A 16230-nucleotide genomic window follows, 5' to 3' on the forward strand; every position below is an offset into this window, starting at 1 on the left:
ATCGGCAAATTCAGCCGCCCGGTGCGATGCGCCGGAAGTGGCTTTCGGCGGTCAGTTGGCGATCAGTTGGCGGTGATCTTGCGATCGCGCACGATGGCGCTCCACTTGGCGTCCTCCTGCTTCATGAAGTCGGTGAGTTCGGCGCGGGTGGTCGGTTGCGGCGTCAGGCCGTGCTTGTTCAGCGCCTCCCTCACGCCGGGGTCGGCCAGCACCTTGACGATGGCCTGGTTCCAACGCTCCAGGATGGCCACGGGCGTCTTGCCGGGGGCCACGAAGGCGTACCAGTTCAGCGCCTCGAAGCCCGGGTAGCCCGACTCGGCCACCGTCGGGATGTTGGGCATGTAGGCCGGACGGGTCAGCCCCGTGGTGGCCAGGGGGATCACGTTGCCGGCTTCGACATGGGGCAGTGCCGTCGGCGGTGCCGAGAAGTATGAGGCGATGCGCTGGCCCAGCAGGTCCTGCAGGGCCGGGGCTCCGCCCTTGTAGGGCACGTGCACCATGTCGATGCCGGCGCGCTGGTTGAACAGTTCCCCGGCCAGGTGGGACGCCGACCCGGCACCGGTCGATGCGAAGTCGACGCTGCCGGGCTTCTTCTTCGAGAGGGCCACGAACTCGGCCAGCGTCTTCACGCCCAGGCCCTTGTGGACCACCAGCACGTTGGGGAAGTTCACCCCGCCCGACACCGCGGCGAGGTCCTTGAACGGGTCGTAGCCGACCTTCATCACATGGGGCGCGATGGTCAGCGGGCCGATGGAGCCGAACAGCAGCATCGAGCCGTCGGTCGGCCCGTGGGCGACGTACTGGTGCGCGATGTTGCCACCGGCCCCGGCCTTGTTGTCGATGATCACCGTCTGGCCGACGTCCTCGCCAAGCTTCCGGGCGATCAGGCGCGCGGCCGCGTCGGCCGCACCGCCCGGGGCGAAGCCGACCACCAGGGTCACGGGTTTCTTCGGCGGGAAGTCCTGAGTCTGGGCCTGGGCCTGGGCATGCCCTGCCAGGCAGAGCACGGCGGCCGCGGCCGTGGCATGCAGAAGTCGTCGCTTGTTCATCGGGGTCTCCTTGGGGTTGTGTCGTTGCCGGTGTGGTGGGTGCGTCAGTCCGCGCCGAGGCCGATGGGGTTGGGCAGGCGCTTCTCGACGGCATGGCGCAGCAGCGCGGCGGTGCGGAAGATGCCGTGCCCGAACTTGCCGTAGGGCATGGTGGCGAACAGGGCCATCACCGCGCCCAGGTGCAGGCACAGCAGCAGGGCCAGTGCGGGCGTGCCGCGGCCGAGCCACAAGGCCAGGCCGCTGGCGCTGGTGAGGAAGAGCAGGGCGATGAAGCCCAGGTCCATCGGCTTCTGCGCCAGGTCGCCATGCAAGGGATGGCGCCTGCGGTTCAGCCGCCACAGGCCAGCCGTGCCGGCCATCAGGCTGATGCCACCCACCACGCCCAGCAGTTTCGGCAGGCTGGGCAAGGCGTAAGGCGCTGCCCAGCCGAAGGCGTAGTGGTACAGCGTCGCCACGGTGGTAGCGGCGAAGCACAGCATGAACCCGTAGAACGTCAGATGGTGGAAGCGCCGGCGTGCCAGCGTGTAGGCGTCGTCGTCGTTGTGGCACCCGTCGCCATGGCCACCGTCGAGGTACTTGAGACGCAGCACCGCGTCGGCGGCTTCGGCCGCGGCGGGCCGGTTCAGCGGCGCACCGCTGGTCGCGGGCGTGATGTCGCGCCAGAAGCGCCGCACGCCCATGCCGAGCGCGAGCACGGCGAACAGGAACACCGGCGCGAACATGCCGACCAGCAGGTTGTGCGGGAACACGCTGTAGAAGTTGTCGCCGGGCGCCGCGCCCCACAGGCTGCCCTTCATCGCCGCAGCGAGCACCAGGAACAGCGCCAGCGCCGCCGCCAGCGCCAGTGACAGCGTCAGCCCGTTGCGCTGGTACAGCACGCCGAGCGCGGGCGGCCAGGCGTAGTCCAAGTAGGTCTGGCCCCGCACCTCGGCCATGGCCTGCGGCACGTTGACGCCGAACTCGTGCGGCGGCGCGTACTGGCAGGCATGCAGGCAGGCGCCGCAGTTGTGGCAGAGGTTGGCCAGGAAGTGGATGTCGGCCTTGCCGAATTCGAGCCGGCGCGTCATGGCCGGGAACACCGCGCAGAAGCCCTCGCAGTAGCGGCAGGCATTGCAGATCTGCATCTGCCGGCCGACCTCGGTCTCGGCGGCCGACAGGATGGGGATGACGCGGCGCGGCCCGTCGGCGAGCGATGCGGCCTCGCGCGTCAGGGCTTCAAGCGATTGCATGGTGGGACTCTTTCTGCTGCAGGGCCGCGGCTGCGGCCTGGGTGCCGGCGATGCGGCCGAAGGCCGTGCCGATGCTCATGCCGACGCCGGCGGTGTAGCCCTTGCCGAGCACGTTGCCGGCCATCATTTCGCCAGCCACGAAGAGGTTGGGGCTGGGTCGGTCGCCGAAGCGCACGGCGGCGGTGTCATCCACCTTCAGGCCCAGGTAGGTGAAGGTGATGCCGGGGCGCAGTGGGTACGCGTGGAAGGGCGCGGTGTCGATGGGCCGCGCCCAATGGGTCTTGGCGGGTGTCAGCCCTTCGGTGTGGCAGTCGTCCAGCGCGGTGTGGTCGAAGCGGCCGACGCGGCAGGCCGCGTTGTAGTCGGCAACGGTGCGCAGGAAGGTCGCCTCGTCCAGCCCGAGCTGGCGTGCCAGCGCGGGCAGCGTGTCGGCGACCGTGCCGGAGAAGACCGGCGGCATGAAGCGGCCGACCGCCTTCTGGTCGATGATGGAGTAGGCCAGCTGGCCCGGCTGCTGCGCCACCAGCCGGCCCCAGATGGCATAGCGCTTGGGCCAGAAGTCCTCGCCCTCGTCGTAGAAGCGGCGCGCCTCGCGGTTGACCACCACGCCCAGGGACACGCAGTCGATGCGGGTGCAGATGCCGCCGTCGTAGAGCGGCGCGCGCGCGTCGATGGCCACCATGTGGCCCTGCGACGGGTCGCCGATGGCGTCGGCCCCGGCGTCGATCATCTGCTTGAGCAGCACGCCCTGGTTGAAGCGGGTGCCGCGGATCAGGAAGTTGTCGGCCGGCCATTCGCCGCGCTCGTTCTGGCCCCAGGCCTCGCGCAGCCAGGCGCGATTCGATTCGAAGCCGCCGGCGGCGAGCACGCAGCTTCGGGCGGCGATGCGTTCGCCGGCCTCGGTGCGTACCGCGATGAAGCGATCGCCGTCGAGCGCCACCGACGCCACGGGCGTCTCGTAGCGGATCCGCACGCCCAGGCGTTCGGCGCTGCGGTAGTACGCGTTGACCAGTGCCTTGCCGCCGCCCATGAAGAAGGCGTTGGTGCGTGCCACGTGCAGCGCGCCCGACAGCGGCGGCTGGAAGTGCACGCCATGGCTGCGCATCCAGTCGCGGCAGTTCGACGACGCGCGAATCACCAGCCGGGCCAGGTGTTCGTCCGTCAGGCCACCGGTCACCTTGAGCAGATCCTGCCAGTATTCCTCTTCCGGATACGCCTCGACGAGGACGTCCTGCGGCGCATCGTGCATGCAGCGCAGGTTGCGCGTGTGCTGCGAATTGCCGCCGCGCCAGGCCTTCGGCGCAGCCTCGAGCAGCAGCACGCTGGCTCCGGTCTCGCGCGCCATCAGCGCGGCGCAGAGCGCGGCATTGCCGCCCCCTATGACCAGGACGTCGACCTGTTCATCGCTCATTCTTTTGTCTCCTTGTGGGTCAGGAGACTTTAGGCAGTCGTCCTTTCAGGCGAAAGGACGTGCCGGGCAACAGGTGTTCAGTTTTCGTGAAGACGCGCGCCGACCCAACGGCCCTCGCGCACCAGCGTGCGCGCGGTGTCTGCCATCACCACCCGGGTCGCCAGGGCGGCTGGCGACAGTTCGTCGTCCGACAGGCTGACGAGCAGGCTGCGCCGGCCCACATGGGCGTCGGTGATCTGGCTGCTGTGCACGCCGTCGTCACCTTGCCGCGCGATGGCGGCTCCGGGCTGGATCGTCGCGCCGAGCCCGGCGCGCACGGCATCCATCAGCAGGGCCAGCCCATCGATCTCGGCCACGATCCGCGGCGCGATGCGCGCACGGGCGAAGGCGGCGGTGAGCGTGGCGCGCAGGCCGTGCCCGGCGCTCGGCATGATCAACGGCACGTCGGCCAGCTGGGCCAGCCGCACCCTGGCGCCGGCCGGCCGCTGCGCCAGCGAGGCGGCGGCAAGCACGAACAGTTTCTCGTCGAGCAGGGGCTCGATGCTCCAGCGGCGCGGCGTGGCGGTCTCGAACAGCACCGCCAGGTCGAGTTGGCGGGCCTGCAGCATGCTGGCCAGGTTGCCCGACAGCGACTCCACCAGATGCAGCCGCACGTCCGGATAGCGCGCGCGCATGGCCTGCATCAGCGGCAGGCCGAGCACCGAGGCCGTGGTCGGCGCCAGGCCCACACTCACATGGCCCGACAGGCGCGCCTGCTGCGCCGCACGCACCGCCTCGTCGGCATGCCGCAGCGTGAGCTGGGCCTGCTGCAGGAAGGCCACGCCCGCGTCGGTGGGGCTCACGCCGGTGCTGCTGCGCTGGAGCAGCCGGGTGCTGAGCTCGCTCTCCAGACGGCTGATCTGCTGGCTCAGCGCGGATGTCACCACGCCGAGCTCGATGGCGGCGCGGCCCATGCTGCGCAGCTCGCAGACCTTCACGAAATAGCGGAGTTGGCGGAGTTCCATGGAGAGCGCGCACCGGATCCGGCGGCGGGACATCGCAGTTGGGATGCCGATCGTAAGGGACGGGCGATGTCGGATCTCAGGCGCGCTTTGCTGCCAGGGCGCGAGCCTCTTGCGCCACACGCTGCGGCACTCGAATGTCGATGTCCAGCAGCATCTGCGCCATGCCCTTGCCCAGTGGGTCCATGCGCATGGAGGAGGGGCCGCCGCCGTCGAGCGCGTCGTGCACCAGCAGGTTCATAGAGGCCGTGCCGGGCAGGTGGAAACGCGTGACCTTGCCAGCCGGCAGGTGTGCGAAATAGGCTTCGACCACCGCGGGCTGCAGCTGATCCCACAGCAGCGGCAGCCACTCGGGGCGCCGGGCGATCAGGCCGATGTTGGAGATATTGCCCTTGTCGCCGCTGCGACCATAGGCCAGGTCGATCAGGCGGACGTCCTCGGTCGGCTCGCCGGTTTCCTGCCATGCGTCGGGCGGCGTGGCCGGTGGCACCGCCTGGTCGGGCGAGCCCGGTGCGACCGCGACCGGGTGCCGCGTGCCGTCCAGAACGAAGCTGGGCTGGAGCGCATCCTTGTCCAGCAGGAACGAGAAGGGTTTGACCAGCGGCGATACGGCAGGGCGCCCGCCGCCGGGGCTCGTGGTGCCCGGTGCCCAGGAGGTGCCCGACGGCGCGATCTCGCGCGCGAACATGGCGAGCGCAGCCTTCTGGGGATGGTTTGCCACCACGCGCATCATCACCTCGCGCCCATGGCGCGTGCGGGCGTGCGGGCCGTAGAGTGTTTCCGACCCGATGACCTCGATGTAGGTGGACGTGAAAGGCGGCAGCCCGCCGTCGCGCAGGATCTCGCTGGTGCGCTCGAGGATGGCCTCGGCCGTGCGCCGTGCCTTCTTCTCGGCGTCGATGCCGATCATCACCATGCTGCCCGCGCAGCGGAAGCCGTCGAGCTGCGTGGCAGACACCTTGTAGTGCGGCGTCGGCGCACGGCCCCTGGCCGGGCTCACGCGCACGCGGTTGTCGCCCTGCTGCACGATCGTCACGTCGCGGAAGTCGCAACTCACGTCGGGCAGCAGGTAGGCGCCGGGGTCACCGATCTCGTAGAGCATCTGCTCGGCAACGTTGGCGGCGATCACCTTGCCGCCGGTGCCCTCGGGCTTGGTCACGACGAAGCTGCCGTCGGCGTGGCATTCGACGATCGGGTAGCCGATGTGCGCCCAGTCCGGAATGTCTTCCCAATCGGTGTGCAGGCCGCCGGTGGCCTGGCAGCCGCATTCGATGATGTGGCCGGCCAGGCTGCCGGAGGCGAGCAGGTCGTGGTCGCCGCTGCGCCAGCCGAATTCGTGCATCAGCGGGCCGAGCGTGACGGCGCTGTCCACGCAGCGCCCGGTGATCACCACCTCGGCACCGGCGGCCAGCGCCGCGGCCACGGGTGCGGCGCCCAGGTAGGCGTTGGCGCTCAGCACCTTCTCGGGCAGCGCCTCGTCGGTGAACATGTCGCGCACGCCGCGCTCGCGCAGCGCGGGCATCAGCGCGCTGACGTCGTCGCCCTCGATCACCGCGATGCGCAGCCCAATGCCCTGGGCCTCGGCCACGGCCCGCAGTGCGGCCGCGCAGCCGTGCGGGTTGATGCCACCCGCGTTGCTCACCACCTTGATGCCCTGGCGCTTGATCTCGGCGAGCACGGGCTTCATCGCGATGTCGACGAAGTCGGTGGCGTAGCCCATCTCAGGGTTCTTGGCGCGCGCCGCGGCGAGGATCGACATCGTCGTCTCGGCCAGGTAGTCGAAAACCAGGTAGTCGAGTCGGCCGCCCTTCACCAGCTGCGGTGCGGCGACCATGCTGTCGCCCCAGAATCCCGATGCGCCGCCGATGCGGACGGTGCGACCTGCGTTGTTCGATGTGTCTGTCATGGTTTCGTGCTTTCCGCGCGCAGTTGCGCCTTGTGAATCTTGCCGGCCGGTGTCAGTGGCAGCTCGGTGCGCAGCACCACCTCGCGCGGCAGCTTGTAGTCCGCGATGCGGCCGGCGCAGTGCGCCAGCACATCTGTCGCATTGAGCCCGCTGCCTTCCTTCGCCACCACGTAGTAGCGGCCGACCTCGCCGAGCACCGGGTCGGGCACGCCGACGCCGGCCACCATCACCACGGCGGGATGCGTGGCGATCAGTGCCTCCACCTCGGCCGGGTACACGTTGAAGCCGCCCTGGATGTACATGTCCTTCATGCGCCCCTTGAGCGTGATGAATCCCCGTGCATCGACCGCACCCAGGTCGCCCGTGTGCAGCCAGCCGCCTTCGAAAGCCCGCTGGCCGGCCGCGGCGCCGATGTAGTCGCCGGTCAAGCCGAGGCCCTTGAACTGGAGTTCGCCGATCTCGCCCGGCGCCAGAACATGTCCGTCCGGCCCCGTGACGCGGACCGCCGCACCGTCGAGCGTGGTGCCGATGCTCTGCATCAGGTCGTCGTCGCTGCACTGCCAGGGCGTCATCACCAACGCGCCAGAGGACTCCGACAGGCCGTAGAGGTTCATGATCGTCGCCTGCGGCATGCGCCGCTGCAGCTGGGCGAGCAGCGTCGCATCCACGTTCGAGCCGCCGGTGATGACGAGCCGCACCGAGCCCAGGTCGACCTCCGGCGATTCGGGATGCATCAGGAGCAGCGTCAGCATTGTCGGCACGCCCACCAGGAGGGCGGGCGGGTGGCGGCGGATCATGTCCAGCACCGTCTTTGCCTTGAACACCGGCACCAGCTCGCAACTTCCGCCCGCCAGCAGTTGCGCCAGGATGCCGCAGGTGATGCCGCCCACGTGGTTGAACGGGTTGGCGAGCTGCACCAGATCGCCCGGCCGGATGCGCGTGTGCCGCGCCTGGCCGCTGGCCGCGGCCAGCAGGCTGGCATGCGTGAGCGCACAGCCCTTGGGCCGGCCAGTCGTGCCGGAGGTGTAGATCACCATGGCGAGGTCGTCCGGCGTCATTGCGGCGGTGGCCCTTGCCAACGCATCGGGGTCGACGTGGGTATCCACCATCGCCCCGAAGGCGTCACTGTCGATCGCCACCCGGTGGTGGAGCTCGGGAACGTTGCCGGCAATGCGCTCGAGCATCGGCAGGAAATCGAAGCCATCGACCTGGCGGGCGGTGAATACGGCCTTCACCTGGCTGTCGGCCAGCATGAATTCGATCTCGGCGTCGCGGTAGCGCGGGCTGAGTGCCACCACCGACACGCCGATGCGCGCGGCCGCGAAGAACAGTTGCAGCCATTCGATCTGGTTGGGCGCGAGCACCGCGATGCGGTCACCGCGCGCGAGCCCGAGCGCCAGCAAGGCCGTGGCCAGGCGCTCGCTGGCGGCGTCCATGGCGGCGAAGGAAAAATGCCGCTCGCCATCGATATAGGCGACGACCGCCGGGTGGGCGGCTGCGGCATCGCGCAGCGCGGCGTGCAGTAGCCGCAGCGGTTCGGCGAGCGCGACGGTGTGGGGGGCAGGGGTGTCGTGGGGCATGGCGCGGTCGCTGGGAATGGCCCCACAGCCTACGAAAAGCGAACTGGAATGGCTTGCGCGAAGTGGCTGTCCGCAACCAGTTCCCGCAAGACCGGCCGCACCGCCCGCGCTAGCCTTGCATGGCACCCAGGAACCTGCATGGAATTTCTCGACGCGCCGCCGCTGCCCTTCTATTTCACGCCCGAGCACGTGCAGTTCCGCGCCAGCCTGCGCGACTTCATTGCGCGCGAGATCACGCCGCACGTCCATGCATGGGACGAGGCCGAGACCTTTCCGCGTGCGCTGTACGCACAGGTGGCCGAGCTGGGCGTACACGGACTCGGCTACCCCGAGGAATACGGCGGCACGCCGGCCGACCTGTTCTACCAGCTGGTCGTGGCCGAGGAGTTCGCGCGCTGCGGGGGTGGTGGCGTGCAGGCATCCCTCAACTCGCACAGCATCGCGCTGCCGCCGATCCTCAAGGCGGGCAGCGAGGCGATCAAGCGCCGGGTCATCCCGCCGGTGCTCGCCGGGCAGAAGATCGCGGCGCTGGCCGTGACCGAGCCTTCGGGCGGTTCGGACGTCGCCAACCTGCGCACGACCGCGGTGCGCGACGGCGACCACTACGTCGTCAACGGCGAGAAGACCTTCATCACCTCGGGCATGCGCGCCGACTTCATCACCACCGCCGTGCGTACCGACCCGTCGGTCAAGGGTGCCGGTGGCCTCTCGGTGCTGGTGATCGACGGCGACACGCCGGGCCTCACGCGCACGGCGCTCCGGAAGATGGGCTGGTGGAGCTCCGACACCGCACACCTGCATTTCGACCGCTGCCGCGTGCCGGTCGCGAACCTCGTGGGCGAAGAGAACAAGGGCTTCAAGATCCTGATGAACAACTTCAACAGCGAACGCCTGTTCATGTCCGCGCTGGCCTGCGGCTATGCCGAGGTGTGCCTGCAGGAAGCGCTGGCCTGGACGCGCCAGCGCACGCTCGGCGGCCGTACGCTGGCCGAGCGCCAGGTGGTGCGCCACAAGCTCATGGACATGACGCTGCGCATCGACGCGGCACGGGCGCTGCTGTACGACCTGGCCTATCGCATCGAGCACGGGCTGGCGCAGCCGTCGCAGTTGGTGGCGCGCGTCTGCCTCTGTAAAGTGCAGGCCACCCAGGCGATGCAGTTCTGCGCCGACCAGGCGGTGCAGCTGCTCGGCGGCATGGGCTTCATGCGGGGAACGCGCAGCGAGCGCATCTACCGCGAGGTCAAGGTGATGATGATCGGCGGCGGCTCGGAAGAGGTGATGAAGGACCTGGCAGCACGCCAGTTCGGTGTTTGAGACCCACGGAGACGACCTACGATGAAACCTACGATCGACGACCTGCGCGCCGAGTACGCCGAACTCGCCGGACTGGCCCGCACGCTGACGCCCACCCAATGGGCCGAGCGCAGCGCCTTCTACGGCTGGACGGCCTGGGACGAGATCGCCCACCTGTGCTTCTTCGACGAGACCGCGCTGCTCGCGGCGACCGACCCCGAGGCGTTCGCGCGCGACACTGCCGTGCTCAACGCACAGCTTGCAAGCGGCAAGGAGATCAGCGCGATCGCCCGCGACAAGTACCGGCCTCTCGACGGTGCCGCGCTGCTGGCCCGCTGGGAGCCCACGTCGGCACGGCTGGTCGATGCGCTGGCCGCACTCGACCCGAAGGCGCGCCTGCCCTGGTACGGCCCCACCATGAGCGCACGTTCGTTCGCCAGCGCCCGCCTGATGGAGACCTGGGCGCACGGCCAGGACGTGTGGGACGTGGTGCGCCGCCGCCGGGCCGCGAGCGATCGCCTGCGGCACATTGCGCACATCGGCGTCACCACCTTCGGCTGGAGCTTCGTCAATCGACAGCGGAAGGTGCCCGAGGTGGTGCCGTACGTCGAGCTGCAGGCCCCCGGCGGCGGCGCGCCCTGGACGTGGGGCGACCCGGCCTCGCCGGAACACGTGCGCGGCACGGCGCTCGATTTCTGCCTGCTCGTCACGCAGCGCCGCAACCTGGCCGACACGGCGCTGGTCTACAGCGACGGCGCGGCGCGCGCGTGGCTGTCGATCGCGCAGTGCTTCGCGGGCGAGCCGGCCGATGCACCCGCGCCCGGTGTGCGCAAGGTGGCGTACCTCGATTGACCGGCCAGGCTGTCACGCTGGCCCTGCAACCGGGCATCGATGCGGCGCTGGCGGCCGTGCGGCGCGGCAGCGGCGAGCGCTGCCTGTCCGACCATGCCTTCTCCAACCTGTACCTGTTCCGCGCGGCGCACGACTACCGCGTCCTGCCCGGTGCCTGGCCCGGCGTGGCCGGGCGCACCTACGACGGCGCACGCCATTTCATGCCGCTGTTCGACGTTGCCACCGCACCGGTGGACGTGCTGCGTGCGCTGATCGCGGCGCATGGCTGTCTCTACCCGGTGGCGAGCCGGCACGTCGAGGCGCTGTCGCGCACGGACTTCGCGGCCACCCAGTCCGAGAACGACGCGGACTACCTCTACGCCGCCGCGACGTTTCGCGATTACCCCGGCCGGCCGCTCGCGAAGAAGCGCAACCTGGTGCGCCAGTTTCTCGCCGGCCATGCGCCGCAGGCGGTGCCGTTCGACGCGTCGTTGGCCGACGCCGCTCGCCAGGTGCTCGGCGGCTGGATGACGCACAAGCGCAAGGGCGAGGGCGAGGCTGACCAGCACGCCTGCCTCGAAGCCATCGCGCATGCGGCGCGCTTTGGGCTGGAGGGCTTCGTGCACTTCGACGGCAAGCTGCCCATCGCCTTCCTGCTGGCCCAGGAACTGCAGCCCGGCGTGTTCGCCGTGCGCTTCGCCAAAGGGCTGGACAGCCATGTCGGCGTCTACCCGTTCATGTTCCAGCACTTTTGCCGGCAGTTTGCGCGGCCGGTGCATTGGCTCAACTTCGAGCAGGACATGGGGCTGGCGGGCTTTCGCCGCAGCAAGCGTTCGTACCGACCGAGCGCGCTGCTGCCCAAATGGCGCGTGACGCTGAGCGGTTGAGCGCCCCGGATAGCGCGACAGCCAGTTCGCGCAAGACCCTGCCGGGGCCTTTGCCTAAGCTGACGGTCAACCAACACTCCACAGTCCATGGCCATCATCGAATCGACCGTTTCCCCCGGCAGCGAAGCCTTCGAGGCCAATCGCGCCGGCATGCTGGCGCTGCTCGGGCGCGTTCGCGGCTACGAGCAGCGCAGCATTGCCACTTCGGGCAAGTCCCGCGACCGCTTCGACAAGCGCGGACAACTGCTGCCGCGCGAGCGGCTGTCGCTGCTGCTCGACCCGGGCACACCGTTCCTGGAGATCGGCTCGCTCGCCGGCCTGGGCCTGGACAATCCCGACCTCGACAAGAGCGTGCCCGGCGGCGGCGTGATCGGCGGCATCGGCTGGGTGTCGGGCGTGCGCGTGATGATCAACGCGTCCGACTCCGGCATCGATGCGGGCGCGCTGCAGCCCATGGGCATCCCGAAGCAGCTGCGCATGCAGGAGCTGGCGCTGGAGAACAAGCTGCCCTACGTGCAACTGGTCGAAAGCGCAGGCGCGAACCTGATGACCTACAAGGTCGAGGAGTTCGTGACCGGAGGCAACCTGTTTCGCAACATCGCGCGCATCTCGGCGGCGGGCCTGCCCGTTGTCACCGTGACCCACGGTTCGTCGACCGCCGGCGGCGCCTACCAGACAGGGCTGTCCGACTACATCATCATGGTGCGGGGCCGCTCGCGGGCCTTTCTTGCGGGGCCGCCGTTGCTCAAAGCCGCCACCGGCGAGATCGCGACAGAAGAGGAACTCGGCGGCGCGCTGATGCACACGTCGATCTCGGGCCTGGGTGACTACCTGGCCGAGGACGACCGCGATGCGATCCGGCTGGCGCGAGAGATCCTCGCCAGCATCGACTGGAACCGCGGCATGTCGACGGAGCCTGCGCGCCGTTTCAAGCCACCGCGCTACGACACCGAAGAACTGCTCGGCGTGATGCCGATCGACCACAAGCGACCGGTCGACATGAAGCAGGTCATCGCGCGCATCGCCGACGACTCCGAGTTCCTCGAATTCGGCGAGAACTACGGCAGCGCCACGGTGGTCGGCCACATCAAGATCGAAGGCATGCCGCTCGGCGTGATCACCAACAACGGCCCGATCGACCCGGCCGGCGCGACCAAGGCCACGCACTTCATCCAGGCCTGCTGCCAGTCGAAGACGCCGATCCTCTACCTGAACAACACGACCGGCTTCATGGTCGGCAAGGACTACGAGGAGGCGGGCATCATCAAGCATGGCTCCAAGATGATCCAGGCCGTGACCAACGCCACCGTGCCGCAGATCACGATCTACTGCGGCGCGTCCTTCGGCGCTGGCAACTACGGCATGTGCGGGCGCGGTTTCCATCCGCGCTTCTGCTTCTCCTGGCCCAACGCCAAGACCGCGGTGATGGGCGGCGAGCAGGCCGCGCAGACCATGGTCAACGTGACCGAGGCCGCCATGAAGCGCAAGGGCGCCGAGGTCGACCGCGAAAAGCTCGCTGAAATGGAGCGCCGCATCATCGACCGCTTCGACAGCCAGATGAGCGTGTTCACCACCAGCGCGCACCTGCTCGACGACGGGGTGATCGACCCGCGCGACACGCGCGAGGTGCTCGCCCAGGTGCTCTCGATCTGCCGCGACGCCGAGGTGCGCGCGCCACAGAAGATGCAGTTTTCCGTCGCGCGCCCCTAGGCCGCTCGAACAAGGACCCCCATGCAGCTCACCCCCGAACACGACACGTTGCGCGACACCCTCCAGCGCTTCATCGACAAGGAGATCAACCCGCACGTCGACGAATGGGAGCGCGCCGAGATGTTCCCGGCGCACCAGGTGTTCAAGCGCCTGGGCGAGCTGGGCATGCTGGGCCTGACCAAGCCAGTGGAGGACGGCGGCTCGGGGCTCGACTATTCCTACGGCGCCGTGATGGCCGAGACGCTGGCGCGCATCCAGTGCGGCGGCGTGCCGATGGCGATCGGCGTGCAGACCGACATGGCGACGCCGGCGCTCGCCCGCCGCGGCAGCGCCGAACTGCGCCAGGAGTTCCTGGCGCCGGCGATCCGCGGCGACTACGTGGCCTGCCTGGGCGTGTCGGAGGTCGGCAGCGGTTCCGACGTGGCGTCCATCAAGACCACGGCCCGCAGGGACGGCGACGACTACGTCATCAACGGCGGCAAGATGTGGACCACCAACGGGACGCAGGCCGACTTCTGCTGCGTGCTGGCCAACACCTCCGAAGGCGCCACGCACCGCAACAAGTCGCTCATCGTCGTGCCGATGAAGACCAAGGGCGTCGAGGTCGCGCGCAAGCTACGCAAGATGGGCATGCACGCGTCCGACACCGCCCAGGTCCACTTCGACGAGGTGCGCGTGCCGCAGCGCTACCGGATCGGCGAGGAGGGCATGGGCTTCATCTACCAGATGGAGCAGTTCCAGATCGAGCGGCTCTGGGGCGCGCTCAACAGCGTCGGCATGGCGCAGCGCGCCATCGACACGACCATTGACTACACCCGTGAGCGCCACGCCTTCGGCCGTTCGATCCTCGACAACCAGTGGGTCCACTACACGCTGGCCGAGCTGCAGACCGAGGTCGCCGCGCTGCGCGCGCTGTGCTGGCTGGGCGTCGAGGAAGTCGTGGCCGGGCAGGACGCAACGCGCACCGCCACCATGGCCAAGCTCAAGGCCGGCCGCCTGATCCGCGAAGTGGCCGACGGCTGCCTGCAGTTCTGGGGCGGCATGGGCTTCGTCGACGAAAGCCCGATCTCCCGCATCTTCCGCGACGGCCGGCTCACCTCGATCGGTGGCGGCGCCGACGAAGTGATGCTGCAGATCCTCAGCAAGTTCATGGGCACCTTCCCGAGATGAAGCTCGCCCCCGGACTTCGCGCACTTCGTGTCGCTATGGCTACCCCCTGCCGGGGGCAACACCAGCGGCCCGGCGAAGCCGGTTCCGCGGTGTTCTGGCCTCTTTTCCGCACTGGATGCATGCCCTCGCGCAGCGTAATGAAACCCCTGATATGACCGCACTGAGCACGCCCTTTCGCAAGATCCTGATCGCCAACCGCGGCGAGATAGCCTTGCGCATCATCCGCAGCGCACGTGCGCTCGGCTACCGCACGGTCGCCGTGTATTCCACCGCCGACGCGGGCGCGCGCCACGTGCGCGAGGCCGACCAGGCGGTGTGCATCGGCGAGCCGCTGCCGGCGCAGTCGTACCTGCGCATCCCCGCCATCGTCGACGCCGCCAGGCTCAGCGGTGCGGATGCGGTGCACCCCGGCTACGGCTTCCTGGCTGAGAACGAGGACTTCGCCCAGGCCTGTCAAGACGCGGGCCTGGTGTTCATCGGCCCCTCGGCCGAGGCCATCGTCTCGATGGGCAACAAGGCCGGCGCCAAGACCCTCATGCAGGCGGCCGGCGTGCCCTGCATTCCCGGCTACCAGGGCGACGACCAGAGCGAAGAGCGGCTCGCGGCCGAGGCCGTGCGCATCGGCTTCCCGGTCATGATCAAGGCCACCGCCGGCGGAGGCGGGCGCGGCATGCGGCTGGTGCCGTCGGCCCGCGAGTTTGCCGACCTGCTGCGCAGCGCGCGCTCCGAGGCGCAGAGCGCCTTCGGCGACCCCGAGGTGATTCTCGAGCGCGCCATCGTGGAGCCGCGCCACATCGAGATCCAGGTCTTTGCCGACCGTCACGGCAACGCGATCCACCTCGGCGAGCGCGACTGCTCGGTGCAGCGCCGCCACCAGAAGCTGATCGAGGAGGCACCGTCGCCCGCCGTCGACGCCGCGCTCCGCGCACGCATGGGCGCCACGGCCGTGGCCGCAGTGAAGGCGATCCGCTACGAAGGCGCCGGCACGCTGGAGTTCCTGCTCGATGCCGAGGGCAACTTCTACTTCATGGAGATGAACACGCGGCTTCAGGTGGAGCACCCGGTGACAGAAGCCATCACCGGGCTCGACCTGGTCGCGCTGCAACTGCGCGTGGCCGCCGGCGAGGCGCTGCCGATCACCCAGGACGAGGTACGTTTCAGCGGGCATGCCATCGAAGTGCGCCTGTGCGCCGAGGATGCCGACAAGGGCTTCATGCCGCAGAGCGGCACCATGGCGCTGTGGGAGATGCCGGCGCAGCTGCGTGTGGAGCACGCGATGCGTTCCGGTGGCGAGATCCCGCCTTACTACGACTCGATGATCGCCAAGATCATCAGCCACGGCGACACGCGCGACGCGGCGCTCCGCAAGCTGATGGCCGGTCTGGAAGACGCCGTGGCGCTGGGCGTGACGACCAACCAGGCCTTTCTGCACCGCTGCCTGGACCACGCGGTGTTCGCGGCCGGTGGCGCCACCACCGCCTTCATCGCGCAGAACCAGGACGCGCTGCTGGCGTCCGACACCACCGTGCGTGCGCGCGCCGCTGCCATCGCAGCCGTGCTGCTCCATGAGACCGCCCACGGCGCACGACCGCCCGCGACCGGGCGCCGCATGGCGCACAGCCTGCCGATCTCGCTTCGCTTGGAAGTCGACGGCCGTGCGTTGAGCGCCGCCGTCGTGCGGGTGGGCCAGGGCCGGTACGAGGTGTCGATCGGCGAGGTGACGCACGCGGTCGCGCTCGACGAGGTGGGCGATCACACGGCCCGCTTCGTCTGCGACGGCCTTGGCGAACAGGCCGCCTTCCATCGCGACGGCGCCACCTTGCTGCTGCAGTACCGCGGTGTGTCGTCGCGCATCGAGGACAAGACCCGTGCCGCAACCGCGCGCCAGGGCGAGGCCGGTGGCGACGGCAAGGTGCGCGCGTCGATGAACGGCCGCGTCGTCGCGGTGATGACGAAGGTCGGCGACCACGTGGCGGCGGGGCAGCCCGTCGTCACGCTGGAGGCCATGAAGATGGAGCACGTCCACGCGGCGGCGGTGGCCGGCACGGTCGTCGCGCTGCATGTGAAGCCTGGCGACCAGGTCGCGGCCAGCCGCGTGGTGGTGGAGATCGACATTGCGCAGCCAGAAGCCGTGCCTGCCTGACGGCGCGACAGGAACCCGGA

12 protein-coding genes are annotated in these 16230 nt (G+C 69.4%); 6 read left to right on the top strand and 6 right to left on the bottom strand.

Going from position 1 to position 16230, the window contains the following annotated elements:
- Positions 1–62: 62 nt before the first annotated feature.
- The 6 genes from J2W36_RS15735 to J2W36_RS15760 form a co-directional block, all read right to left on the bottom strand.
- Entirely contained in the window at positions 63–1049 is a 987-nt protein-coding gene (locus J2W36_RS15735) for a Bug family tripartite tricarboxylate transporter substrate binding protein (protein WP_307690688.1), read from the bottom strand.
- A gap of 44 nt (positions 1050–1093) precedes the next feature.
- The gene (gene tcuB / locus J2W36_RS15740) at positions 1094–2278 is read right to left on the bottom strand and encodes a tricarballylate utilization 4Fe-4S protein TcuB (RefSeq protein ID WP_307690689.1); all 1185 of its coding nucleotides are present in this window, start codon (positions 2276–2278) and stop codon (positions 1094–1096) included.
- Positions 2265–3689, bottom strand: coding sequence for an FAD-dependent tricarballylate dehydrogenase TcuA (gene tcuA / locus J2W36_RS15745; protein WP_307690690.1), 1425 nt, complete (start codon positions 3687–3689; stop codon positions 2265–2267). The genes tcuB and tcuA overlap by 14 nt, the downstream gene beginning before the upstream one ends.
- A 77-nt stretch (positions 3690–3766) precedes the next feature.
- The gene (locus J2W36_RS15750; protein ID WP_307690691.1) at positions 3767–4693 is read right to left on the bottom strand and encodes a LysR substrate-binding domain-containing protein; all 927 of its coding nucleotides are present in this window, start codon (positions 4691–4693) and stop codon (positions 3767–3769) included.
- Between the two features lie 76 nt (positions 4694–4769).
- A complete protein-coding gene (locus J2W36_RS15755; RefSeq protein WP_307690692.1) occupies positions 4770–6596 on the bottom strand; it encodes an acyclic terpene utilization AtuA family protein in 1827 nt (608 codons plus the stop codon).
- Positions 6593–8176: a class I adenylate-forming enzyme family protein gene (locus J2W36_RS15760; protein ID WP_307690693.1), complete on the bottom strand. Its 1584-nt coding sequence runs from the start codon at positions 8174–8176 to the stop codon at positions 6593–6595. Before J2W36_RS15760 ends, J2W36_RS15755 begins: the two co-directional genes overlap by 4 nt.
- A 138-nt stretch (positions 8177–8314) precedes the next feature.
- Here J2W36_RS15760 and J2W36_RS15765 point away from each other — a divergent pair, with 138 nt between their 5' ends.
- From J2W36_RS15765 to J2W36_RS15790, 6 genes are all read left to right on the top strand, one after another.
- Complete coding sequence (locus J2W36_RS15765) at positions 8315–9490, top strand: acyl-CoA dehydrogenase family protein (RefSeq protein ID WP_307690694.1); 1176 nt, start codon at positions 8315–8317, stop codon at positions 9488–9490.
- A gap of 21 nt (positions 9491–9511) precedes the next feature.
- Positions 9512–10321 (top strand): TIGR03084 family metal-binding protein, encoded by an 810-nt coding sequence (locus tag J2W36_RS15770; protein WP_307690695.1) that lies wholly within the window; start codon positions 9512–9514, stop codon positions 10319–10321.
- Positions 10318–11187 carry a phosphatidylglycerol lysyltransferase domain-containing protein gene (locus J2W36_RS15775; RefSeq protein WP_307690696.1) on the top strand — a complete coding sequence of 290 codons (870 nt, stop codon included), beginning with the start codon at positions 10318–10320 and terminating at the stop codon, positions 11185–11187. Before J2W36_RS15770 ends, J2W36_RS15775 begins: the two co-directional genes overlap by 4 nt.
- An 87-nt stretch (positions 11188–11274) precedes the next feature.
- On the top strand, positions 11275–12897 hold the full coding sequence (locus tag J2W36_RS15780) for an acyl-CoA carboxylase subunit beta (RefSeq protein WP_307690697.1): 1623 nt from the start codon (positions 11275–11277) through the stop codon (positions 12895–12897).
- Between the two features lie 21 nt (positions 12898–12918).
- Positions 12919–14067: an acyl-CoA dehydrogenase family protein gene (locus J2W36_RS15785; protein ID WP_307690698.1), complete on the top strand. Its 1149-nt coding sequence runs from the start codon at positions 12919–12921 to the stop codon at positions 14065–14067.
- A gap of 151 nt (positions 14068–14218) precedes the next feature.
- Positions 14219–16210, top strand: a complete 1992-nt coding sequence (locus tag J2W36_RS15790; RefSeq protein WP_307690699.1) for an acetyl/propionyl/methylcrotonyl-CoA carboxylase subunit alpha — start codon at positions 14219–14221, stop codon at positions 16208–16210.
- The last annotated feature ends 20 nt before the right edge of the window (positions 16211–16230 follow it).

Source organism: Variovorax ginsengisoli (assembly GCF_030811835.1).
Taxonomy (GTDB): Bacteria; Pseudomonadota; Gammaproteobacteria; order Burkholderiales; family Burkholderiaceae_C; genus Variovorax; species Variovorax ginsengisoli_C.